Source organism: Streptomyces sp. A0642, from assembly GCF_004795105.1.
Classification (GTDB): Bacteria; Actinomycetota; Actinomycetes; order Streptomycetales; family Streptomycetaceae; genus Streptomyces.
This window is the reverse complement of the sequence record NZ_SSBL01000021.1, coordinates 1-21,109: the sequence shown is the minus strand read 5'-3', so window position 1 is coordinate 21,109 and position 21,109 is coordinate 1. Positions and strand designations below refer to the sequence as shown.

Genomic DNA, 21,109 nt, shown 5'->3' with positions numbered 1-21,109 from the left:
TCGGTGTCGGCTAGGTCACAGCCGTACTTCTAGAGGGTGGAAGCCAGTCCAAACGTTCGAGTTAAAGGACTTTGGTCCCTTCCACTCACACAATCACACGCAGTGCACGGCGTACGCCTGTGAACGTCACACTGGTACGCAGCCCCAGGTGGTCACCGTCCATCTGGAAGGGCAGTGGAGCCTTTGAATGCAAGGTGAAGTCCGTGAGGTCATGCAGTGAAACCGCGTGCTTGCCGCGTGGACCCTTTTCCGGACTCGACGTGAGCAGCTGGGTGGCGTACCGGGTGACCGCGGCGGTGGACAGACGCTGCAGGCCGAGGACGTCCAGGGCGGTGTCGAAGGAGGCCTTCGGGGAGGCGTACATCGGCCGGTTCCCCAGGTAGGTCCAGGGGGCCGTGTTGCAGATTATGGAGAGCGCGAGGTCGGTGACCGGGTCCTGGCCGGGCACCTCCAGCGTGATCAGTCCCTGTCGCCGGTGCGGCTCCTCCAGGAACTGGCGCATCACCTGGCGTACGTACAGCGCGTGGGTCGAACGCTTGCCGCGCTCACGCTGCTGTTCGACGCGGCCGATCACGCCGGCGTCGAATCCGAGGCCGGCGCAGAAGGTGAACCAGCGCTCCGGGACCGATTCGTCCTCCGTCCCGGGGGTGCCGGCCGCCAGGCCGAGGCCCACGGTCCGCTCGGTGCGGTTGGCCAGTGCGTCCAGGATGGCGCCGGTCGCCTCCACCGCGTCGTTCGGGAGGCCGAGGGCGCGCGCGAAGACGTTGGTCGAGCCGCCGGGGACCACGGCGAGTTTCGGCAGGTTGTCGAGGTCGGGGCCGTCGTGGAGCAGGCCGTTCACGACCTCGTTGACCGTGCCGTCGCCGCCGAGCGCCACCACGAGATCGATGTCGTCGCTGTCGGCGGCCCGTCGCCCCAGGTCACGGGCGTGGCCGCGGTACTCGGTGGTGACCGCCTCCAGCTTCATCTCACTGGCCAGCGCGTGAATCAGCACGTCACGGGTCCGCGCACTGGTGGTGGTAGCAGCTGGGTTGACCACAAGAAGTGCGCGCATGTCCGCCAGACTACCTACCGCGAGGTATCGGCCTGAAGTCCTGCCCGGACGCCTTCACGCTGAGTGACGAATCGGGCGCGGTGCGCCGGTCGCCGTGGGGCGTTGCCCGGCGACCGGGCGGCGTTTCGACCCCGGCTTCGCTTTCGTGTGCCCGGGATGCCAACCTGCAAGGGTGAGTACTCAGCAGAACGCGCCCTCGTCGATGCCCTCGGCCGAACCGCCGAAGCCGGCCAGGCTCACGCTGGTGGCCGGGATCAGCGCCCTCGAAGGCGTGGCCCTCGTCGCCGGCGGTGTCCTCATGCTGGTGATGGGGCTGCTCGGCCGCCCCGACAGCCCGCAGCAGGCCGAAATGGGCGGTCTGACGGTGATCGCGCTGGGGCTGATCCCGCTCTTCGCCGCCCGCGGGCTGCTCCGGCGGCGCAGCTGGAGCCGCGGACCGGCGCTCATCACGCAGATCATCGCGCTCCCGGTGGCCTGGACGCTGCTGCGGTCCCACGGGGCGCTGATCCCGGCCGGGATCGTGCTCGCCGTGGTGGCGGTGACCGCGCTGTATCAGCTGGTGAGGCCGGCGACCATCGAGGCACTCGGCATCCGCAGGCCGGGCACGGCGCCCGACGCGGACGGCGCCGACGCCTGAGGGTGCGGCGGCCCGGCGGCCCCGGGGCGCCGGACGGACACCGTCCGGCGCCCCCGTGCCCGCCTACTCCTCGACGAGCAGTCGCTCGCGCAGCTGGGCCAGGGTGCGGGCCAGGAGCCGGGAGACGTGCATCTGCGAGATGCCGACCTCCTGGGCGATCTGCGACTGGGTCATGTTCCCGAAGAAGCGGAGCAGGAGAATCCGCTTCTCTCGCGGTGGCAGGTCCTCCAGCAGCGGCTTGAGCGACTCCCGGTACTCGACGCCCTCCAGGGCCTCGTCCTCGGAGCCGAGCGTGTCCGCGACCGCGGGGGACTCGTCGTCCGTGTCCGGGACGTCCAGCGAGAGCGTGCTGTACGCATTGGCTGATTCCAGACCCTCCAGGACCTCTTCCTCGGAGATGCCGAGGCGCTCCGCCAGCTCGTGCACCGTGGGCGAGCGGCCGTGCTGCTGGGAGAGCTCCGCGGTCGCCGTGGTCAGGGAGAGCCGCAGCTCCTGGAGCCGGCGCGGCACGCGCACCGCCCAGCCCTTGTCACGGAAGTGCCGCTTGATCTCGCCGACGACCGTGGGCGTCGCGTACGTCGAGAACTCGACGCCGCGCTCCGGGTCGAACCGGTCCACCGACTTGATCAGACCGATCGTGGCGACCTGGGTCAGATCGTCCAGCGGCTCGCCGCGGTTGCGGAACCGCCGCGCCAGGTGCTCCACCAGCGGCAGGTGCATCCGCACCAGCCGGTTGCGCAGCTCCGCCTTCTCGGGTGACCCGTCCGGCAGCTTGCCCAGCTCGATGAACAACGCCCGCGCCCCGCTGCGGTCGTGTGGATCGTGGTGCCCGTGCTCGCTCATCTGGCCTGCCCGCTCCGCCTGCGACTGCTCCACCGCGACCGTAATGCCGGCGGGCCCCTCCGCCCCGTCCACCGCACGGGGCAGATCCGCCTCGTCCACCGGATGAGGCAGGGCCTGCTGTTCCGGGATGCCTGCTGCGCGCACCACCCCTGGTCGGATCGTCTCGTCCCGCACAGGACCGTCCCCGTTCCCGTTGCTCACGCCGGCCCGGGTCCCGCGCCGCGCTGTTTGTACAGGCTGATGCTGACCGTACGGTCGTCGGCGACCGAGGAGTCGACCTTTCCGGCCAGTGCGGAGAGCACCGTCCAGGCGAACGTGTCGCGCTCCGGGGCCCGGCCGTCCGTCGTCGGGGCCGAGACCGTCACCTCGAGAGAATCGTCGACGAGCCGGAACACGCAGCTGAGGACGGAACCGGGCACGGCCTGCTGGAGCAGGATCGCGCAGGCCTCGTCGACCGCGATGCGGAGATCCTCGATCTCGTCGAGAGTGAAGTCCAAACGCGCTGCGAGGCCGGCCGTGGCCGTACGCAGCACCGACAGGTAGGCACCCGCAGCGGGCAGCCGGACCTCTACGAAGTCCTGATTCCCGGGCTCGCCTGCGATCTGGGACACCCTCACCTCCAAGGTGGCACAAACTCTTCGAGGATCCGGGAAGGGTCGCCCGGAGCCATGCGGTACGTCTTCGGTTCTGGTCCGGCGACGCTATCGCGATCCATGATGCCGTGTCGCCGAGACCCCATCCCATGACTGTCACTCATGGTAGGCCCATGAGTACACACAGTGGCTAGGGGTCTGCGGCGCTCAATTACGAACAACAAGCGCCGGTTTGACGTACCCAGACGTCAGACGATCGAACCGTCCTCGAAGCACCAGCGCCAGCTTTCGCCGGCCTCGAAGCTCCGCATCACCGCGTGGCCGGTCTCCTTGAAGTGCGCCGTGGCGTCCCGGCGGGGTGACGAATCGCAGCAGCCGACGTGGCCGCAGACCAGGCAGAGTCGCAGCTGCACGGGATGGGTGCCCGCCGCCCGGCACTCGAGACACGTCTCGGAGAGGGGCGCGGGCTCGGGGCGCGGCAGGTCCGGTACATGCGGGCACTCGCTCATGATGGCCAGGTTACGACGGATGAGAGGATCATGGGATGGACGCATTGCCCCTGGTGGCACTGGTCGCGGCCAGTGCCGCAGTGGCGGGTCTCGCCCGCCGCACCCCGGTGCCGGCCCCTCTCCTTCTAGTGGTCCTCGGACTCCTCGGCTCGTACCTGCCGGGAGTGCCCGCGTACACGCTGGACGCGCACATCGTGCTGCCGCTCCTGCTGCCGCCGCTGCTGTACACGGCCGCCGTGGACAGCTCGTACCTGGACCTGCGGGCCAACATCCGCCCCGTCGCCCTGCTCTCCGTCGGCTACGTGCTGTTCGCCACCGTCGCGGTGGGCTGGCTGGCGTACCGGCTCGTGCCCGACCTGCCGCTCACCGCGGCGCTCGTGCTGGGTGCGGTCATCGCCCCGCCGGACGCCGTCACCGCCGCGGCGATCGCGCGCCGGGTGGGGCTGCCCGCCCGGGTCACGACGATCCTGCAGGGTGAGTCCCTGGTGAACGACGCGACCGCGATCACCGCCTACAAGGTGGCGCTCGCGGCGGCCGTGGGCGAGGGCATGAGCTGGGGCGCCGGGATCGGCGAGTTCCTGCTGGCCTCGGTCGGCGGCGTCGGGGTCGGGCTCGTGCTCATGGTCCCGCTGCACTGGCTCCGTACGCACCTCAGGGAGCCCCTGCTCCAGAACACCCTGTCGCTCCTGATCCCGTTCGTCGCGTACGCCGCCGCCGAGCGCGTGCACGCCTCCGGGGTCCTCGCCGTGGTCGTCGTCGCGCTCTACCTGGGTCACCGCTCCTGGCAGGTCGACTTCGCCACCCGGCTCCAGGAGGCCGCCGTCTGGAAGATGGTCGCCTTCATCCTGGAGTCCGCCGTCTTCGCCCTGATCGGCCTCCAGCTGCCCTTCGTGCTGAAGGGGCTCGGCACGTACGCCGTCGCCGAGGCCCTCTGGTACGCGGTGGCGGTGTTCCTCGCGGTCGTCGTGGTCCGGTTCCTCTGGGTCTATCCGGCGACCTACGTGCCCCGCCTGCTGTCGAAACGCATCCGGGAGAGGGAACCCGAGACCAACTGGACCTCGCCGCTGATCGTCGGCTGGGCCGGGATGCGCGGCGTCGTCTCGCTCGCCATCGCGTTCTCCATCCCGCTCGTCGCGAGCGACGGCGAGGCCTTCCCGGCGCGCAACCTGGTGCTGTTCCTGACGTTCACCACGGTCATCGGCACGCTCGTCGTCCAAGGGCTCACGCTGCCCGTCCTGGTGCGCGTGCTGAAGCTCCCGGGGCGCGACCGGCAGGCCGAGACGCTCGCGGAGGCGCAGGCCCAGAGCGAGGCGTCCACGGCCGCCGAGGCGCGTCTCGAGGAACTGCTCACCGACCGGCGCAACTGCCTGCCCCAGCCGCTCACCGACCGCCTCCGGACCGTCCTGGAGCGCCGCCGCAACGCCGTCTGGGAACGGCTCGGTGCGGCAAATCCGGTGACGGGGGAGTCGGCGGACGACACCTACCGGCGACTGGCCGGCGAGATGATCGAGGCCGAGCGCGAGGTCTTCGTCCGGCTGCGGGACGAGCGCCGCATCGACGACGAGATGATGCGGACCCTGCTGAGGCGGCTCGACCTGGAGGAGGCCGCGGCCTACCGGGAGGAGTCGGACGGCTGAGCGTCGGCGGGCGTGTCCGGGGCGGCGTCCGGGCGCCCCGTGACCACGGCCGCGACGGCGGTTCCCGGGGGGAACGCGCCCTCCCCGGCCAGCGCGGTGAGCGCGTACAGGAGTTTGGCCACATAGAGCCGCTCGACCGGCAGCCCGTGGCGGTCCTCGAAGTCGTCGGCGAAGGCGTGGAGCTCCGGCGTGGTGCGGGCGTACCCGCCGAAGTGGAAGCGTTCGTCCAGGGACCACGCCCCGGCCGGGCCGCCGAACGCCTCCCGCTGCAGGTTCGCTACCGCGTCCCCCAGGAAGCCGCCGCGCAGGACCGGGACGCCCAGGGCGCGTTGTTCCGGCGCCAGGCCCGCGGCGAGACCGGCGAGGGTGCCGCCGGTGCCGCAGGCCACCGCCGCCACGTCGGCCGCTCCCCGCAGCTCACGGCCGAGCTCTGTGCAGCCCTGTGCGGCCAGGGCGTTGCTGCCGCCCTCCGGGATGACCTCGCACTCCCCGTGGGCGCTCAGCAGGGCCGCCAGGACCTGAGGATCGGCCTTGTCGCGGTACGTCCGGCGGTCCACGAAGTGCAGGTGCATGCCGTCGGCCGCGCACCGGGCGAGCGAGGGGTTGAGCGGACGGTGCGCGAGTTCGTCGCCCCGGACGACGCCGATGGTGCGGAAGCCCAGCAGGCGGCCCGCGGCGGCCGTGGCCCGCAGATGGTTGGAGTACGCCCCGCCGAAGGTCAGCACGGGGCGGCCGGCCGCGGCACGGAGGTTGGGCGCGAGCTTGCGCCATTTGTTGCCCGGCAGGTCCGGATGGATCAGGTCGTCACGCTTGAGGAGCAGCGTCACGCCGTGACGCGCGAAGCGCTCGTCCTCGGCCGGCTGCAGCGGCGACGGGAGCACCGGCCGCAGCCCGGAGAGGCCGAGCGCGTCGGGGGGCGAGGAGGGCATGCCTCCATTGTGGCCGCCCGCGGCAGAGCGGTCCGGGGCGGTGCGGCCGCCCGCGCCCGGAGCGGTCCCGGGCTACTTCAGGCGGTCGTGGATCCGCGCCCGCATCGCGGTCATCGAGAAGCCCCGCGGGTCGACCTTGCCGGGCTGCCACTCGCGGTGGCCGATGACCGACCGGGAGGTCCAGTGGTGGTGGCGGCAGATCGCGGCCGCGGCCTTCTCGATGGCTTCGAGCTGGGCGGGGGGCCACGGGTCCTCGCCGTCGCCGAGGTTCTCGCACTCGAAGCCGTAGAAGTGCCGGTTCCCGTCGGTGTTGGCCTCGTTGTCCGACGGCAGGCGCTTCTCGGCGACGACGGCGCGCAACACGTCGTCGTCGCCGAGCCCCGCGTGGTTGGTCCGTCCGTAGCCGACCAGGTGGACCCGGCCGTCCTTGGCGATGACGCCGTGGCACAGCGGCCCCGGCAGTGAGGGGTAGCCGTCACGGCAGGTGCGGACCGTCGCGGCGGTCCCCCGGGTGACGGTGTGATGGATCATCACGCCGTTGACCGGCCCCCAGGGGCCCTTGTGGTTGCGGTTGTGGGTGCGCCAGGCGCCGACCTGGACGACGGTGAGTCCTTCGTCCTTCAAGGCGTCGAGAAAGGTGCTCGCGGACATGGGTGAGGACATGGCCGGCTCCTTCGTGCGTGGGGGGATGTGTCCTTACAGCGCTTGTACCCGACGCACCGGGTCGCGGACCATTCACGGGAGGCATCCGGGGCGCTGTTCGGACGGTGTGCGAGCCGATCCGGACAATTCCCCGGGCACCGTCCCCGGTTCACCGCCGGCCGGCTCTCCGCTCAGCCCTGGGCGAGCCACAGGTCGGGGCCGAACACCTCGTAGTGGATGTCGGCCGCGGGGACGCCCTTGGCGAGCAGCTGGGTGCGCACGGCCCGCATGAAGGGCAGCGGACCGCAGAGGTAGGCGTGGGTGCCGGCCGGGATCACGACGCCGGTCAGGTCGACCAGGCCGGTGCGGTCCGCCGGGTGGCCCTGCTCGGGGCTCTCGTACCAGAAGTGGGCCGTGGCGTCGGGGAGTTCGGCCGTGAACAGGGCATGGTCGGCCCGCAGGGCGTGGTCGGCGGGGGAGCGGTCGCCGTGCACCACGGTCACCGGCGCGCGGTGGCCGGAGTTCGCGAGGTGTTCCAGCACCGACAGCATCGGGGTGCAGCCGATGCCCGCGGAGGCGAGCAGCAGCGGGGCGTCGGCGGACTTCAGCGCGAGGTCGCCGTACGGGGCAGAGACGCGGAGCCGGTCGCCCGCGCGGACCTCTGCGTGCAGCAGGCGCGAGACCTCGCCGTCGGGGGCGCCGCCGCCGTGCACCCGCTTGACGGTGAACGAGCGGAGTGCCGCACCGGGGGCGCTGGAGAGGCTGTACTGGCGTATCTGGCGGGCGCCGTCGGGGAGTTCGACCTGCACGGACACGTACTGGCCGGGGCGGAAGGCGGGGGCGGGGGCGCCGTCGGCCGGGCGGAGCCGGAACGTGGCGACGTCTGCGGTCTCCTCGGTGCGCGAGACGACCTCCCAGTCGCGCCAGACGTCGCCGGCGACGACGCCCTGCTGTGCGTACAGCCGCTCCTCGATGGCGATCAGGGCGTTGGCCATCAGCCAGTAGACCTCGTCCCAGGCGGCCGCGACCTCGGGGGTCACCGCGTCGCCGAGCACCTCGGCGATGGCCGCGAACAGGTGCGTGTGCACGACCTCGTACTGGCCGGCCGTGACGCCGAGAGAGGCGTGCTTGTGCGCGATGCGTTCGAGCATCACGTCGGGCCGGGTGCCGGGGTGCTCGATCAGCTGGGTCGCGAACGCGGCGATGGAGCCGGCGAGCGCCTGACGCTGGGCGCCCGACGCCTGGTTGCCCCGGTTGAACAGGTCGCGCAGCAGCTCGGGATGGGCGTCGAACAGCTTGCGGTAGAAGAGGTCGGCGATGTCTCCGATGGCCGCCCCGACGGCGGGGAGGGTGGCACGGACGGTGGCGGTCGACGGCTCGGAGAGCATCGGTGACTCCTCGGATTCAGAATTGGTATCTGAGATGCGTATTTAAAGTCAGTGTAGGAACCGGGCCGGGGGCCCGGTGTGGCGGGGGTGGGTCAGACGTCCGCCGGCGGCCTGCCGCTGAGGCTGATCAGCAGCGGCCCGGTGGGGGAGGAGACCAGCTCGGTGACGGTGAGCGGGTCGAGCGAGGCGTAGAAGGCCTCGGCGGCCGCACGCAGGGCGTTGCGCAGTCGGCAGTCCGACCGCAGCGGGCAGGGAGCGGCCCCTTCGCACTCGACGACGTCGCCCGGTCCTTCCAGTTCGCGGACGAGGCCGCCGACGGAGGCGGAGCGGCCGGCGGCGGTGAGGGCGAGTCCGCCGCCACGGCCCCGCCGGGCCTCGACCAGACCGAGGTGCTGGAGGCGGGCCACGACCTTCGCGGCGTGGGAGTACGGCACGTGCATGGCCGCCGCCACCTCGCGGGTGGTCGGCGGATCCTCGTGCTCCACGACGGCCAGACGCATCAGCACGCGCAGGGCCACGTCCGTGAATCTCGTCAGCCGCATGACGGTCACGGTAGGTGAATGCGCATTCCAGATGCAATTGAGCGGGCGGGCGGGCATCGCGCAGCGTTGTGCCCAGCCCAAAGCCCGATTAGTCACACTCTTTTGTGTAATGGCGCGCCGAGTCACCATGCTGAAAGGTTGTTCTCGCAGGTCAGCCGATGAATCGAGAGGACCCCAGATGTCCGTTGGTGAAGAGGTTCAGAACGCGCAGGTGCCGCCGCAGCAGAGTCTGGGCACGGCAGCCGCGCGGAACCTCGCGACGACCACCAAGTCCGCTCCGCAGATGCAGGAGATCACCTCACGGTGGCTGCTGAAGATGCTGCCGTGGGTCCAGGTGCAGGGCGGCACGTACCGGGTGAACCGCCGGCTGAGCTACTCGGTCGGGGACGGCCGGGTCACGTTCGTGCAGACCGGGGACCGGGTTTCGGTCATCCCCGCCGAGCTCGGTGAACTCCCGGCCCTGAGGGACTTCGGGGACGAGGAGGTCCTGGCCGAACTGGCCAGGCGGTGCGAGCAGCGCGACATTCCCGCAGGACAGCTCCTGGCCACCGCCGGAGAGGCCGCGGACCGGGTCTTCCTGCTGGCGCACGGAAAGGTCGAGAAGATCGGCACCGGGCCCTACGGGGACGAGACGGTGCTCGGGGTCCACGCGGACGGGGCCTACTTCGGAGACCACTCCCTGATCGAGGGAGACGCCCTCTGGGAGTATTCGGCCCGTGCTGTCACCGCGTGCACCGTCCTGACCCTGAGGCGGGCCGATGTGCTCAACCTCGCCGAGCGCGCGGAATCACTGCGCACCCATCTCGCCGGACTGCTCGCCATCCCGCACCAGCGCACCAACAAGTACGGCGAGGCGGAGATCGACCTCTCCGCCGGCCATGTCGGCGAGGCCGTCGTCCCGCACACGTACGTGGACTACGACGCGGCGCCCCGCGAGTACGAACTGAGCGTCGCGCAGACCGTTCTGAAGGTCCACAGCAGGGTCGCCGACCTCTACAACCAGCCGATGAACCAGACCGAGCAGCAGTTGCGGCTCACGGTCGAGGCGCTGCGTGAGCGCCAGGAGTACGAGCTGATCAACAACCGGGAGTTCGGCCTGCTCAACAACTGCGACTACGGGCAGCGGCTCCAGCCGCACGACGGGTCGCCCACCCCCGACGACATGGACGAACTGCTGTCGCGCCGGCGCGGATCGAAGCTCTTCCTCGCCCACCCCCGCGCCATCGCCGCCTTCGGCCGGGAGTGCAACAAGCGGGGTCTGGTACCGGAGAGCGTGGACATCGGCGGACACCATGTGCCGGCCTGGCGCGGCGTCCCGATCTTCCCGTCCAACAAGATCCCGGTCACGGACGCCCGCACCACGTCGATCATCTGCATGAGGACCGGCGAAGCCGAACAGGGCGTCATCGGCCTCCAGCAGACGGGCATCCCGGACGAGATCGAGCCCAGCCTCTCGGTCCGCTTCATGGGAATCGACGAGCAGGCGATCATCTCCTACCTCGTGACGGCCTACTACTCCGCGGCCGTACTGGTCCCGGACGCCCTCGGTGTCCTGGAGAACGTCGAGGTCAGCCGCTGGCGGTGAGTCCACGGGGTCCCGGCCCCGCCGGGTCCGGGACCCCGTCGGCAGCAGCCGGCGCACCACAGCAACCACGTCCCGGCCCCGGGGCGACAGTCACCGGGGCCGGGACGGCAATGACCGGGGTGACCGATTGACCATGACCCGTACCGACGCCGCCGCCACCGAGGGCAACGAGGCCGCGGCGCTCCTGGAGTACACCCGGACCCTCGTCGATCCGCATCTGAGGGCCGCGATCGCCTCACTGCCGGGATCGATCCGGCGTGTCGCGATGTACCACTTCGGCTGGGAGCACGCGGACGGCAGCCCTGCCGCCGGCGGCGCCGGCAAGGCGATCAGACCCGCGCTCGTCCTGGCCGCCGCCCGGGCGCTCGGCGGTGACCCGAGGGACGCCGTGCGGGCGGCCGTCGCCGTGGAACTGGCCCACAACTTCACCCTGTTGCACGACGACGTCATCGACGAGGACCGCACCCGGCGCCACCGGGCCACGGCCTGGACGGTCTTCGGCATCCCCGACGCGGTCATCGCGGGTGACGCCATGCTCGCTCTCGCCCAGCGTCTCCTCGCCGAGGACGCCCGCACGGTCTCGGCCTGCGCCTCGGCCCGGCTCTCCACGTGCGTCATCGAACTGTGCGCGGGCCAGCAGGCGGACTGCGCCTTCGAGGAACGCGGTCCGGACGAGGTCTCGTTGGACGAATGCCTCGCCATGGCGACGGCGAAGACGGGAGCGCTGCTCGGCTGCGCCTGCGCCCTGGGGGCGCTCTACGCGGGCGTGGACGAGCGTGCCGTCGGAGCGATGGACGGTTTCGGCCGGGAGGCCGGGCTCGCCTTCCAGCTCATCGACGACCTGATCGGCATCTGGGGTGACCCGGCCCAGACCGGCAAGCCGGTCGGCGCGGACCTCGCCGCACACAAGAAGTCGCTGCCCGTGGTCGCCGCGCTGACCTCGGGCACCCCGGCGGCGGCGGAACTCTCCGCGCTCTACCGGGGCCCCATGAACACCGTGGGCGAGGTGAGCCGTGCGTCCGAGGCCGTGGACCGGGCGGGCGGCCGCGACTGGGCGCAGGTCTGCGCCGCGGACCGGATGGCGCGCGCGGTGCACCACCTGTCGCGGGCCGTGCCCGACCTGTCCGCGGCGGGCGATCTCCTCGCCCTGGCGGAGTTCGTCACCCGCAGGACTCACTGAGCGGAACGGAATCGAACGGAAGGGAACCGAACGGGGAGAAGGGAACGGAACGGAAGGGAACGGGAGGAAGGGAAGGGATGGGATAGGCCGAGGTCACAGGGGTGGAGCGGCTAAGCGGAGGGCGGCACCGGGAGTGTCCGAGCCACGGGCTACAGTCCCTGCCCATGACAGATGAGTCGTGGGCAGGGTGGTACCGGGACCGACAGGGCTCCGATGCCGTCATCCTCACCACCGACGGACAGCAACTCCGCCTTCGCGTCAGGGGAGTCGATTTCGAGGGCGAGAGCTTCGACGGCCTGTGCCCGGTCGCGGGCATGCCGCCGGAGAGCGGGATGTTCGCCCTCGCCGACGGGATGCTCAACGACTGCGTCCTGGAGTGGGACCTGCCGTTCCCCGTCACCGCGGACGGCGAGGTCCACCAGGCCACGCTGAGCTGCCTGTTGTCGTTGCGCCGGCCGGACCCGTACCTCTCCCTTGAGCTGCGGTACGGCGGCGCGTCCTTCAGGTCCCACCGGGCCGAGAGCGACTTCGGCGCCGCACTCGCCACCGTCCAGCGGTCGCTCCCGCCCGGGATCCGGCTCCAGACGTGCATCGCGTGCGCCTTCTCGGACTACTTCCCGGCTCCCGGTCGCGGACTCTCCGGCGGTCTCGCCTGCTTCCGGGGAGCCAAGGACGCCTACCGCGGGGCGGCCGGCGAGGACGATGTCCTCGACCTGTGGGACCGGCGCAGCGGATTCGTCCAGGAGATCTGGAGCTGCCGCGAGTTCGAGCCCCGGCCGGAGGCGGGCGCGGGCACCGGCCACCGAGGCGCGTTCCCGCTCGAAACGGCCTGACCGCACCCGGCGGGCGGTCCCGTCGCCCGATGTGCCGCCCCGGCCGGCTTGACGGCTCGGCACCGTCGGGCCGGTCCGTCGTTGCCGCGGTACCGCCGCGTTGTTCAGCCGAGAGCGAGGACCGGCCCGGACCGGGACGCGAGCGGGCAGAGTTCGGGGCATGAGGCTTCTGATCCTGGGTGGTACCGAATTCGTCGGCAGGGCCGTCACCGAGGCGGCGCTCGCGCGTGGCTGGGAGACCACGGTGTTCCATCGCGGCCGTCACGCACCGCCGCCCGGAGTGGCCGAACTGCTCGGCGACCGCACCGCGGAGGGCGGCCTCGCCGCGCTCGCCGGGGTCGCGGAGCCGGGCGACGGGTCGTACACCTGGGACCTGGTCGTCGACACGTGGAGCGGTGCGCCTTCGGCCGTACGGGACGCGGCCCGGCTGCTGTCCGGCCGGGCCGCGCGGTACACGTACGTCTCCAGCCGGTCGGTGTACGCCTACCCGACCCCGGCCGGCCTGCCCGAGGACGGCCCGCTGGTGGAGGGGGCGTCACCGGACGCCGACGGCGACGTCCCGTACGCCCTGGCCAAACGCGGCGGTGAACTGGCCGTGCTGGACGCCTTCGGGGACCGGGCGCTCCTGGGGCGCGCGGGGCTGATCATCGGCCCCTGGGAGAACGTCGGCAGACTGCCGTGGTGGCTGACCAGGATCGCCCGCGGAGGCCCGGTGCTCGCGCCCGGCACACCGGGCGTGGACTTGCAGTACATCGACGTCCGCGACCTCGCCGGATGGCTGCTCGACGCCTCCGAGGAGGGGCTGCACGGCCCGTACAACCTGGTCAGCCGCCCCGGTCACACCACGATGGGCGGGCTGTTGAACGCCTGCGTGCGCGCCACCGGTTCCGATGCGGAGCTGCGCTGGACGGACGCCGGCCGGATCCTCGCGGCGGGCGTCGAACCCTGGACGGACCTGCCGGTCTGGCTGCCGCCGGGGGAGCTGTACGACGCTCTCCACCAGGGCGACGTCCGCCGGGCGTACGGAGCGGGGCTGCGCTGCCGGCCGGTCGAGGAGACGGTCGCCGACACCTGGGCCTGGCTCCGCGAGATCGGCGGTACCGCCCCGCAGCGCGCCGACCGGCCGCTGAAGGGCATCGACCCGGCGACCGAGGCGAAGCTGCTGGCGGGCTGACCACCGCCTGCCGCCGGAGGAACACGGTCTGATGACGGTGGCCGGCGGAACGGTCCGGCTTCCCGGCGTGGCACGCCTCCCGGGTTCCCCTCACGCTGCATATTGCGCAGCATGGGATCAAACAAGCGCACAAGGGGCAAAAGGAGCCACGTGGCCGCGACGGTCGTGGCGGCGACGGCCATGGTGGGAGCCCTGGCGCCCACCATGGCCGCCGCCGATCCGCTGTCCGTCGACGGCGGCTACCTGGTCACGGCGGTCGCCTCCGATGCGGGGGAAAGGATCGTCGCCCCCGGGAAGTCCGACCCGGCGGAGCGGGGCGGCGCCTCATGGACGGCCCCCGGAGGGCGGCTCCCGGACACGGGTTCGCGCGGGGGTGAATGGGTGATCGGCGGGATCGGGGCGGCCCTGCTGATCGCCGGCACGGCGGCCACGCTGGTGGCCCGCAGGGCGCGCCGGCGCGGCTGAGGGCTGTCCCGCCACTCCGGGCGGGCCCACGACGAGGGCCCCGGCGCCTCCCCGTGTGGCCGGAGCGCCCGCACGCGTCCCGTGTGGGGGCGCCTCTCCGCCTTGCGATGCACCGCATCCGAAGCCGCGCGCTGATCCACCGGGAATCGCGGGTCAGCCCTTAGTTTTGACGCATGGCCGAACTGCTGCACCTGACGGAACGCCCGTTGTGGGAGGCGGCTCGCGGGATCGGGACGTACGAGATGTCCACCCGCGGCCGCACCCTGCACGAGGAGGGCTTCATCCACTGCTCACTGCCGCACCAGCTCGCCGGTGTGGCCGAGTTCCTGTACGGCCCCGGGAGCCGGGCCGGGGCCGGTGACCAGGACCTGGTGGTGCTCGTCATCGACACCGATCGGCTGGCCGCCCCCGTGCGTTACGAGTCGCTCCCGCCCGGCGGCGAGGAGTTCCCGCACATCTACGGACCGGTTCCGGTCGAGGCGGTCGTGGAAGTGCGCCCCTGGCCGCACGAGGAAGGCGACCCCGCATGAACCCCACCGACCGCACACAGAGTTCCGGCGGAGCCTCGAACGGTCCCCTCACCGCCGTCACCGGAGCGAGCGGGGCGCTCGGCGGCCGGGTCGCGAGGCGGCTGACCCGGGCGGGCGTTCCCGTACGGCTCCTCGGCCGCGACCCGTCCCGGCTGCCCGGACTGCCCGGCGCCGACGCCGCACCGGCCGCCCCGTACGGGGACGGGGAGGCCATGCGCCGGGCCCTGGCCGGGGCGCACACCCTGTTCCTCGTCTCCGCGCACGAGAGTCCGGACCGGGTGCACGAGCACACGACGGCCGTGGACGCGGCGGTAGCGGCGGGCGTCGAACGGATCGTGTACGTCTCCTTCCTCGGCGCAGCGCCCGACGCGACGTTCACCTTCGCCCGGGACCACTGGGACACCGAGGCCCACATCCGGGTCTCCGGCGTCCGGCACACCTTCCTGCGCGACAGCTGGTATCTGGCCGGCCTGCCGGCGATGACCGGCGCCGACGGTGTCCTGCGGGGACCGGCCGGTGACGGCAGGGTCGCCGCGGTGGCCCACGAGGACATCGCCGACGCGGCGACCGCCGTCCTGCTGTCCGGCGCCGACCCCTCCGGCCCCACGCACGACGGGAAGACGCACGAACTGACCGGGCCCGAGGCGTTCACCCTCGCCGAGGCCGCCGAGGAGCTGAGCCGGGTCACCGGACGGGCCATCACCTATGTGCCGGAGACGCGGGAGGAGGCCTACGCCTCGCGGTCCGGTTACGGCGCGCCGGACTGGGAGGTGGCCGGCTGGGTGACCTCGTACGAGGCCATCGCGGCCGGGGAGATGGCCACCGTCTCGGATGCCGTGGCCACCCTCACGGGCAGGCCCCCCATGAGCCTGGCCACGTACCTCCACGAACACCCGGACAGCTACCGCCACCTCCTCACCGGCGGCTGAACCTCCGCTCCGAAGGGGGCCGGGGCCGCGGAACCACGGGGCCCCGGGCCGGGTTCCGCGGCCGGCGAAGCGGCAGCCGACGAACCGGTGTCCGTGCCGACAGCCGACGAACCGCAGCCGTGGGGCCGTCAGCCGTCCGCCCGGCAGCAGGCGCCCCCGTCAGCGGGCGCGATCCGTCAACCGACGACCCGACAACCGACGAACCGAACCGGCGGGAGCCCTCATGCCCCCGATGCGCACGGAGACTCCCTGGGGTCCCTGGGAGCCGATGTCCCTCCCCGAAGCCGTACGCCTGCTCTCCCCCCTGGGCGCGCCGTGGTGGATCGCGGGCGGGTACGCGGTCGAACTGGCCGTGGGCCGCGCCTACCGGGACCACGGCGACATCGACGTGCTCCTGCTGCGCGGCGACCAGCTCGCGGTTCAGCGGCTGCTGCCGGACGGTCAGTGGTGGGCCGCCGATCCGCCCGGCACGCTGCGGCCGTGGCTTCCCGGCGAGCTCCTGCCGCCACAGGTGCATGACATCTGGTGCCGGCCGGGCGCGGGCGAACCGTGGCGGGTGCAGTTCATGCTCGACGACGCGGAGGACGGCGACTGGGTGTTCCGCCGCGACCCGAGGATCCGCCTTCCGCTGGAGCGGCTCGGCAGGGTCTCCGACGACGGCGTCCCCTACCTCGCACCCGAGGTCCAGCTCCTCTACAAGGCGAGGTCCCGCCGCCCCAAGGACGAGCAGGACTTCGAGGCCGCTCTGCCCGTTCTCGGCGAGGACGGGCGCGCCTGGCTGACGGAGACGATCACCCTGGCCGAGGGCGCGGGCCACCCCTGGGCTGCCCGGTTGCGGGCGGGCTGACTTCAGCGCACGTACGTACCGGCCTTCGCCGCCACGACGGCGGCCTCGGCGGCCCGGTCGGCGGCCGCCTCGTCGAGCGGGTCGCCGCTGGCCAGCAGCCGGTAGTAGAGGGGGGCGGAGACGGCGCGGATCACCTCGTCCGCGTCGGTGCCGACGGGCAGTTCGCCGCGTTCCACGGCCTCGGTGACGCAGCCCGCCCACTCCTGGATGCGGACCGCGTAGAACCGGTGCAGAGCCTGCGCCGTGCGCGCGTCGCACGTGGCCGCGGCGATCACGGAGCGGAACAGGGCGCCCTGGCGCGGGTCGGTGAGCGTCGACAGCACGAGCCGGGCGTTGGCCCGGAGGTCTTCGGACAGCGAGCCGGTCCGGGCGCGCGGTGAGGACTGCGCGGCCATGTCGTCGAGGAGGTCGGCGATCAGGCCGGTGGTGGTGGACCAACGCCGGTAGACGGTCGTCTTGCCCACCTCCGCGCGGCGTGCGACATCGGCGAGGTCGAGCCGGTCGAAGCCCTGCTCGGCGAGGGCGTCACCCGCCGCACGCAGGACGGATTCGCGGACCCGGGCGGTGCGTCCGCCGGGCCGGACCGTACCGGGTTCCACGTTCTCAGGGCTCTCCGACGTCATAACGGGTCTCCAGTTCCATTAATGAGCGATCCTCTGCTACGGTCATTCCATCTTAACGGGACCAGAGACCCGTTAAAACCTCCGTCCGAGGAAGGACGACCATGTCCGCACCCAGCCGGCCCGCACTCCACCCCCCTGTCGAACAGGCCGGGACCCCGCACGCCGACTCCCGTATGACCGGACGGCAGAAGCTCGTCCTCGCCCTTCTCCTCGGCGCGCAGTTCATGATCGCCGTGGACTTCTCGATCCTGAACGTCGCGCTGCCCGTCGTCGGCGAAGGACTCGGCTTCTCGCTCCCGAACCTTCAGTGGATCGCCACCGCCTTCGCCCTGGCCGCCGCGGGCTTCACCCTCCTGTTCGGCCGCATCGCCGACCTCGTGGGCCGCAAGCGCCTCTTCGTGGGCGGCATGGTCGTCCTCGGCCTCTCCTCGGCGCTCGGCGGACTGGCGACCTCTCCCGAGGTTCTGCTCACCGCCCGGGTCCTCCAGGGGCTCGCCACGGCCGCCGTCACCCCGGCCGGACTCGCCCTGCTGACCACCGCGTTCAAGGAGGGCCCCCTGCGCGAACGCGCCCTCGGCCTCAACGGCGCCCTGATGTCCGCGGGCTTCACCGCGGGCGCCATCCTCGGCGGACTCCTCACCGATCTGCTCTCCTGGCGCTGGGCCTTCTTCGTCAACGTCCCCGTCGCCGCCCTCGTCGTCGCCCTCGCCCCGTCCGTCATCACCGACTCGCGCCCCGCCGGCCGCCCCCGGCTCGACATCCCGGGCGCCGCGACCGTCACCGGCGGGCTGCTGCTCCTCGTCTACGGACTGACCCAGGCCGGCGCGACCGGCTGGACCACGCCGACCACCCTGACCGCACTGCTCGCCGGCGCCGCCCTGCTCATCGCCTTCTGGTTCGTCGAGAAGAGGGCCGCCGCGCCGCTCGTTCCCGTACGCATCCTCAAGCGCCGCAGCGTCATCTGGGGCAACGCCACCGGTCTGATCGCCTTCGTCACCGAGACCTCGCTGGTCTTCCTGCTGACGCTCTACCTCCAGGAAGTCCTCGGCTACTCGCCGCTGGCGACGGGTCTCGCCTTCGGTGTCCTGGGCGTCGGGACGGTGATCGGCGGCACGCTCGGCGGCCGGGCCGTCGGCCGCTTCGGCAACCGGGCGACCATCGTGACCGGCGGCCTCGTCCAAGCCGTCGCCACGCTCTCCCTGGTGGCGCTCGGCACCTCGGGGGCGTGGATCTGGCTGCTGCTGGCGGCCACGTTCATCGGGGGCATCGGCAACATGCTGATGATCGTCGGCTTCATGGTCACGGCCACCTCCGGCCTCCCCGACGACGAGCAGGGCCTGGCCACCGGTCTTGCCACGATGACGCAGCAGGTCGGCATCACCATGGGCATCCCGGTCATGAGCGCGATCGCCACGGCCCGGATGTCCGCCCTCGGCGACGCGGGCCCCGACGGCGTCCTCTCCGGAGTCTCGCTCGCCATCCTGGTCAACTCCGCCCTGGTCCTGGCGGGAGCCCTGCTGGCCGGAGCGTTCCTGGGGCCGCGGCGGGCGCGGGGCGGCGCGCGGGAATGACGGTGGGGGCGTGGGCGCGCTGTCCGCAGCCCCATGGACCGAAGACGCGAGGCCACAGGGGCCTCGCGTCTCTGGTCGCTCGCGACCCAGGCCGCGGCCGGACCCCGAGCCCCACCGCTCGTTCCGAAATGTAAGACGTATCGTCTCGCCTATCGATATCGGGTTTACGGTCGGCCTGCTCGGCGACCGGATCGAACGAACGGAAGAGGCGGCAGATGCCCAAGACGGTCATTCACGTGTTCCACGACGACGACCACTCGATCACTACGGGGACGCGCGTGGCCCAGCGCATCCACGAGGTCGCGTCGGACCACGACTGCGTGGTCGAGGTCCTGTGCTTCGGGCCTGCCCAGCGCCGCCTGACCGACGGCGGCGCCTCCGAGGCGGGCGTCACCTACAACCGCCAGATCGACGAGTTGATCGCCGCAGGCGTCGCCGTCGGTGCGTGCGTCAACGCGGCGCGCGCCGACGGAGTCGAAGCCGAACTCGTACGACGCGGGCTCAACCTGCGGGTGGCGCGCGACGAGTTCCTGCGCTTCACGCTCGAACAGGCCACCGTCATCACGTTCTAGCCGTCACGTCGCGGCTCCCGCGCCCGCAGCCGGCCGAGTGCCGGCGCCGGGCGGATCAGGCGCGGTCGTGGAGGGTGACGTGGTAGCCGTCGGGGTCGGCGAAGGTGAAGGTCCGGCCGAAGGGGCCGTCGACCGGTGCGGAGACGATGGTGTGGCCGTCAGCGGCGAGAGCGTCGTGGATGGCCTGGACGTCGGTGGCGTGGAGCCAGATCGCGGCGCCGATTCCGGGCTGGGCGGCGGAGGCGAGGTCGGTGCCGGGGACGACGTCGCGGAGCGCGAAAGAGATCGGCTTCGTGTCGAAGACGACGGCATGCGGAGGTCCGGTCCGTGAGCGGACGAGGCCGAGGTACTGCTCGTAGAACGCCTGTGAAGCGGCGAGGTCGCGCGCCTGGAGCGAGAGGAAGTCGGGGCCGGTGGCGGGCATGGGCGTGCTCCTTCTCTTCGTGTCAGATTCCTGACACGCGCCACGCTATGTCAGAATCCTGACATGAGTCAAAAGGGTGTCGGCATCGACCTGGACAAATCGCTGGGCTACCTGCTGAAAGAGGCGTCGAGCGCCCTGCGCGCCGCCATGGAGGAGGTGTTGCGGCCCCTCGGGATGAGCGTGACGCACTACTCCTGCCTCGAACTGCTGGCCCAACGGCCGGGCTTGTCGAACTCCGAGCTCGCGCGGGGGGCGTTCGTGACGCGGCAGTCGATGAACGTACTGCTCCAGACCCTGGAACGGGACGGTTACGTGACCAGGCCCGCGGAGGCGCCCGTCGGAAAGGTTCTTCCCGCTCGCCTCACACCACGCGGCCGACAGAGCCTGGAGAAGGCGACCGCGGCGGTCCGGTCCGTCGAGGTCAGGATGCTGGCGGGGCTGACCGAACCCGAGCAGGCCGGCGCGTTCCGGATCCTGCAGAGCATGATCCACTCATTGCGCGAGAGCGGCGACGGCGCATAGCCCGCCCCCGCCCGGCTCGAAGGGCCGGCGTCACGCGGTCCGGGTGCGGTCAGGTGCGGGCGACGCGACCTGCGGCAGCGCAGGTCAGTCGGCCCGACCGGAGATCAAGCCTTCTTGGTCTCCTAGTAATCGGCCAGGTCGGTGACCTGCGGGGATTGTCCCTCTGGGGCGCTGACCTGGCCTTTTGCTGATGGCTGGCGAGGGGGTGCGGCGGTCGTGAACGGGTGTCCTGCGGACTGCGTGCGGACTGGCTCCCGCTGTGGCGTAGCTTCCCAAGCTGAGGGCGCCATTTCGATTCGGGTCAGCCAATCCAGTTGAACCCCCCGGCCGGCAGCCCGGGGGGGCGTTTGTTGTCCAGTCCAATCAGTACGGTCGTGCGCCCTTCATGCTTGACCTACCACCGGGCTGTGGGTGTGCCATCTGGGTCAAGCCCATGCGGCCACCAGCGGTGTCCAATGGCGTTCACCCGACTGTCGCCGATGTCGGCGGCTTGCCGATAGAGCGCTTCAGCGCTTGCGCGATCACCTGCCTGCTCTCGTTCCAGCGCCAGGTCGAACAAGGCGTCGCTATCCCCGGAAGCGACGGCTCTTCGGTAGAGCGCTTCGGCACCGTCGAGGTCGCCAGCCTCCTCCCGCTCCCAGGCAAGTTGGGATAGGACACCCAAAAGGCCGGTGGAGCCTGCTTCGAGGGCGCGTTCGGCAAAGGCATCGGCGCCATGGCGGTCCCCGACCTTTTCCTTTATCACCGCCACCAAAGCCAGGGCGTTGGCGTCGCCGATTTCAACGGCACGCTGGTAAAGGACTTCGGCCTCGTCGAGGTCCCCTTCGAGCTCCCGCATCATCGCCAGACGAACCACGGCTTCGGTACTGCCCGCCTCAACAGCTTGCCGGTAAAGGGCTTCGGCGCGGTCCCATCCACGCATCACCGCCAGGTCTAGCAGCCCGTCGGTGTTGCCATCGTTGGCAGCCCGCTGTGCGAGGGCTTCGGCACCATCACTGTCCCCGGCTGCCTCGCGCATTCTCATCAGTTGGACCATCGCATCGGTGCTGCCTGCATCGATGGCTTGCTGATAGAGGGCTT

Annotated in this window: 24 protein-coding genes; 13 read left to right on the top strand and 11 right to left on the bottom strand. The window is 71.6% G+C overall.

All coding sequences use genetic code 11. The features are described from left to right. Positions 1-85: 85 nt before the first annotated feature. Entirely contained in the window at positions 86-1,054 is a 969-nt protein-coding gene (locus tag E6R60_RS27765; protein ID WP_136329425.1) for a diacylglycerol kinase family protein, read from the bottom strand. A 244-nt stretch (positions 1,055-1,298) separates the two neighbouring features. On the opposite strand from E6R60_RS27765, the gene E6R60_RS27760 reads away from it, so the two are divergent. Continuing rightward, complete coding sequence (locus E6R60_RS27760) at positions 1,299-1,691, top strand: hypothetical protein (protein WP_136329515.1); 393 nt, start codon at positions 1,299-1,301, stop codon at positions 1,689-1,691. Positions 1,692-1,754: 63 nt separating this feature from the next. On the opposite strand, the gene E6R60_RS27755 is transcribed toward E6R60_RS27760, so the two are convergent. The 3 genes from E6R60_RS27755 to E6R60_RS27745 form a co-directional block, all read right to left on the bottom strand. Further along, the gene (locus tag E6R60_RS27755; protein WP_136329514.1) at positions 1,755-2,708 is read right to left on the bottom strand and encodes an RNA polymerase sigma factor SigF; all 954 of its coding nucleotides are present in this window, start codon (positions 2,706-2,708) and stop codon (positions 1,755-1,757) included. 23 nt (positions 2,709-2,731) lie between these two features. Further along, positions 2,732-3,145, bottom strand: coding sequence for an anti-sigma regulatory factor (locus tag E6R60_RS27750; protein ID WP_067163834.1), 414 nt, complete (start codon positions 3,143-3,145; stop codon positions 2,732-2,734). Positions 3,146-3,375: 230 nt separating this feature from the next. Continuing rightward, positions 3,376-3,636, bottom strand: coding sequence for a UBP-type zinc finger domain-containing protein (locus tag E6R60_RS27745; protein ID WP_136329424.1), 261 nt, complete (start codon positions 3,634-3,636; stop codon positions 3,376-3,378). A 35-nt stretch (positions 3,637-3,671) separates the two neighbouring features. On the opposite strand from E6R60_RS27745, the gene E6R60_RS27740 reads away from it, so the two are divergent. Then, positions 3,672-5,273 (top strand): Na+/H+ antiporter, encoded by a 1,602-nt coding sequence (locus E6R60_RS27740; RefSeq protein ID WP_136329423.1) that lies wholly within the window; start codon positions 3,672-3,674, stop codon positions 5,271-5,273. On the opposite strand, the gene E6R60_RS27735 is transcribed toward E6R60_RS27740, so the two are convergent. From E6R60_RS27735 to E6R60_RS27720, 4 genes are all read right to left on the bottom strand, one after another. Further along, entirely contained in the window at positions 5,249-6,202 is a 954-nt protein-coding gene (locus tag E6R60_RS27735; RefSeq protein ID WP_136329422.1) for a pyridoxal-phosphate dependent enzyme, read from the bottom strand. The genes E6R60_RS27740 and E6R60_RS27735 overlap by 25 nt on opposite strands. A gap of 72 nt (positions 6,203-6,274) precedes the next feature. Beyond that, a complete protein-coding gene (locus E6R60_RS27730) occupies positions 6,275-6,865 on the bottom strand; it encodes an N-acetylmuramoyl-L-alanine amidase (protein ID WP_168713691.1) in 591 nt (196 codons plus the stop codon). A 170-nt stretch (positions 6,866-7,035) separates the two neighbouring features. After that, positions 7,036-8,232, bottom strand: a complete 1,197-nt coding sequence (locus tag E6R60_RS27725) for a globin domain-containing protein (protein WP_136329421.1) — start codon at positions 8,230-8,232, stop codon at positions 7,036-7,038. Between the two features lie 92 nt (positions 8,233-8,324). Continuing rightward, positions 8,325-8,774: an Rrf2 family transcriptional regulator gene (locus E6R60_RS27720; RefSeq protein WP_136329420.1), complete on the bottom strand. Its 450-nt coding sequence runs from the start codon at positions 8,772-8,774 to the stop codon at positions 8,325-8,327. Positions 8,775-8,952: 178 nt separating this feature from the next. Between E6R60_RS27720 and E6R60_RS27715 the strand changes: the two genes are divergently transcribed. The 8 genes from E6R60_RS27715 to E6R60_RS27680 all read left to right on the top strand — a co-directional run bounded on the left by E6R60_RS27715 (position 8,953) and on the right by E6R60_RS27680 (position 16,317). Next, positions 8,953-10,359: a family 2B encapsulin nanocompartment shell protein gene (locus E6R60_RS27715; RefSeq protein ID WP_136329419.1), complete on the top strand. Its 1,407-nt coding sequence runs from the start codon at positions 8,953-8,955 to the stop codon at positions 10,357-10,359. Positions 10,360-10,492: 133 nt separating this feature from the next. Continuing rightward, on the top strand, positions 10,493-11,539 hold the full coding sequence (locus tag E6R60_RS27710) for a family 2 encapsulin nanocompartment cargo protein polyprenyl transferase (RefSeq protein WP_136329418.1): 1,047 nt from the start codon (positions 10,493-10,495) through the stop codon (positions 11,537-11,539). Positions 11,540-11,703: 164 nt separating this feature from the next. After that, positions 11,704-12,372: a DUF6304 family protein gene (locus E6R60_RS27705; protein WP_136329417.1), complete on the top strand. Its 669-nt coding sequence runs from the start codon at positions 11,704-11,706 to the stop codon at positions 12,370-12,372. A 160-nt stretch (positions 12,373-12,532) separates the two neighbouring features. Next, complete coding sequence (locus E6R60_RS27700; protein ID WP_206309534.1) at positions 12,533-13,546, top strand: NAD-dependent epimerase/dehydratase family protein; 1,014 nt, start codon at positions 12,533-12,535, stop codon at positions 13,544-13,546. Between the two features lie 150 nt (positions 13,547-13,696). Next, positions 13,697-14,011, top strand: a complete 315-nt coding sequence (locus E6R60_RS37975) for a hypothetical protein (protein WP_136329416.1) — start codon at positions 13,697-13,699, stop codon at positions 14,009-14,011. A 173-nt stretch (positions 14,012-14,184) separates the two neighbouring features. Then, positions 14,185-14,541: a DUF952 domain-containing protein gene (locus E6R60_RS27690; RefSeq protein WP_136329415.1), complete on the top strand. Its 357-nt coding sequence runs from the start codon at positions 14,185-14,187 to the stop codon at positions 14,539-14,541. Continuing rightward, positions 14,538-15,470: an SDR family oxidoreductase gene (locus tag E6R60_RS27685; RefSeq protein ID WP_136329414.1), complete on the top strand. Its 933-nt coding sequence runs from the start codon at positions 14,538-14,540 to the stop codon at positions 15,468-15,470. Before E6R60_RS27690 ends, E6R60_RS27685 begins: the two co-directional genes overlap by 4 nt. A 232-nt stretch (positions 15,471-15,702) precedes the next feature. After that, on the top strand, positions 15,703-16,317 hold the full coding sequence (locus E6R60_RS27680; RefSeq protein WP_136329511.1) for an amino acid transporter: 615 nt from the start codon (positions 15,703-15,705) through the stop codon (positions 16,315-16,317). A 2-nt stretch (positions 16,318-16,319) separates the two neighbouring features. Here E6R60_RS27680 and E6R60_RS27675 read toward each other — a convergent pair whose 3' ends face one another. Next, the gene (locus tag E6R60_RS27675) at positions 16,320-16,940 is read right to left on the bottom strand and encodes a TetR/AcrR family transcriptional regulator (RefSeq protein ID WP_136329413.1); all 621 of its coding nucleotides are present in this window, start codon (positions 16,938-16,940) and stop codon (positions 16,320-16,322) included. Positions 16,941-17,113: 173 nt separating this feature from the next. Between E6R60_RS27675 and E6R60_RS27670 the strand changes: the two genes are divergently transcribed. Together E6R60_RS27670 and E6R60_RS27665 are read left to right on the top strand one after the other, a co-directional pair. After that, positions 17,114-18,511, top strand: a complete 1,398-nt coding sequence (locus tag E6R60_RS27670; RefSeq protein WP_136329510.1) for an MFS transporter — start codon at positions 17,114-17,116, stop codon at positions 18,509-18,511. 215 nt (positions 18,512-18,726) lie between these two features. Beyond that, complete coding sequence (locus E6R60_RS27665) at positions 18,727-19,083, top strand: hypothetical protein (RefSeq protein WP_136329412.1); 357 nt, start codon at positions 18,727-18,729, stop codon at positions 19,081-19,083. Between the two features lie 55 nt (positions 19,084-19,138). Here E6R60_RS27665 and E6R60_RS27660 read toward each other — a convergent pair whose 3' ends face one another. Next, positions 19,139-19,507 carry a VOC family protein gene (locus tag E6R60_RS27660; RefSeq protein WP_136329411.1) on the bottom strand — a complete coding sequence of 123 codons (369 nt, stop codon included), beginning with the start codon at positions 19,505-19,507 and terminating at the stop codon, positions 19,139-19,141. A gap of 63 nt (positions 19,508-19,570) precedes the next feature. Here E6R60_RS27660 and E6R60_RS27655 point away from each other — a divergent pair, with 63 nt between their 5' ends. After that, on the top strand, positions 19,571-20,029 hold the full coding sequence (locus tag E6R60_RS27655) for a MarR family transcriptional regulator (RefSeq protein ID WP_136329410.1): 459 nt from the start codon (positions 19,571-19,573) through the stop codon (positions 20,027-20,029). Positions 20,030-20,423: 394 nt separating this feature from the next. Here E6R60_RS27655 and E6R60_RS27650 read toward each other — a convergent pair. Beyond that, positions 20,424-21,109, bottom strand: a 686-nt coding sequence (locus E6R60_RS27650; RefSeq protein WP_136329409.1) for a tetratricopeptide repeat protein, incomplete at its 5' end; no start/stop codon positions are given.

What these genes read in the sequence shown, in the direction of transcription:
- E6R60_RS27665 (WP_136329412.1), top strand. Translation starts at nt 18,727, where the DNA reads ATGCCCAAGACGGTCATTCACGTGTTCCACGACGACGACCACTCGATC.
- E6R60_RS27680 (WP_136329511.1), top strand. Translation starts at nt 15,703, where the DNA reads ATGCGCACGGAGACTCCCTGGGGTCCCTGGGAGCCGATGTCCCTCCCC.
- E6R60_RS27740 (WP_136329423.1), top strand. Translation starts at nt 3,672, where the DNA reads ATGGACGCATTGCCCCTGGTGGCACTGGTCGCGGCCAGTGCCGCAGTG.
- E6R60_RS27670 (WP_136329510.1), top strand. Translation starts at nt 17,114, where the DNA reads ATGACCGGACGGCAGAAGCTCGTCCTCGCCCTTCTCCTCGGCGCGCAG.
- E6R60_RS27690 (WP_136329415.1), top strand. Translation starts at nt 14,185, where the DNA reads ATGGCCGAACTGCTGCACCTGACGGAACGCCCGTTGTGGGAGGCGGCT.
- E6R60_RS27700 (WP_206309534.1), top strand. Translation starts at nt 12,533, where the DNA reads ATGAGGCTTCTGATCCTGGGTGGTACCGAATTCGTCGGCAGGGCCGTC.
- E6R60_RS27660 (WP_136329411.1), bottom strand. Translation starts at nt 19,507, where the DNA reads ATGCCCGCCACCGGCCCCGACTTCCTCTCGCTCCAGGCGCGCGACCTC.
- E6R60_RS27730 (WP_168713691.1), bottom strand. Translation starts at nt 6,865, where the DNA reads ATGTCCTCACCCATGTCCGCGAGCACCTTTCTCGACGCCTTGAAGGAC.
- E6R60_RS27710 (WP_136329418.1), top strand. Translation starts at nt 10,493, where the DNA reads ATGACCCGTACCGACGCCGCCGCCACCGAGGGCAACGAGGCCGCGGCG.
- E6R60_RS27725 (WP_136329421.1), bottom strand. Translation starts at nt 8,232, where the DNA reads ATGCTCTCCGAGCCGTCGACCGCCACCGTCCGTGCCACCCTCCCCGCC.
- E6R60_RS27685 (WP_136329414.1), top strand. Translation starts at nt 14,538, where the DNA reads ATGAACCCCACCGACCGCACACAGAGTTCCGGCGGAGCCTCGAACGGT.
- E6R60_RS27765 (WP_136329425.1), bottom strand. Translation starts at nt 1,054, where the DNA reads ATGCGCGCACTTCTTGTGGTCAACCCAGCTGCTACCACCACCAGTGCG.
- E6R60_RS27705 (WP_136329417.1), top strand. Translation starts at nt 11,704, where the DNA reads ATGACAGATGAGTCGTGGGCAGGGTGGTACCGGGACCGACAGGGCTCC.
- E6R60_RS27735 (WP_136329422.1), bottom strand. Translation starts at nt 6,202, where the DNA reads ATGCCCTCCTCGCCCCCCGACGCGCTCGGCCTCTCCGGGCTGCGGCCG.
- E6R60_RS27745 (WP_136329424.1), bottom strand. Translation starts at nt 3,636, where the DNA reads ATGAGCGAGTGCCCGCATGTACCGGACCTGCCGCGCCCCGAGCCCGCG.
- E6R60_RS27715 (WP_136329419.1), top strand. Translation starts at nt 8,953, where the DNA reads ATGTCCGTTGGTGAAGAGGTTCAGAACGCGCAGGTGCCGCCGCAGCAG.
- E6R60_RS27720 (WP_136329420.1), bottom strand. Translation starts at nt 8,774, where the DNA reads ATGCGGCTGACGAGATTCACGGACGTGGCCCTGCGCGTGCTGATGCGT.
- E6R60_RS27655 (WP_136329410.1), top strand. Translation starts at nt 19,571, where the DNA reads ATGAGTCAAAAGGGTGTCGGCATCGACCTGGACAAATCGCTGGGCTAC.
- E6R60_RS27675 (WP_136329413.1), bottom strand. Translation starts at nt 16,940, where the DNA reads ATGACGTCGGAGAGCCCTGAGAACGTGGAACCCGGTACGGTCCGGCCC.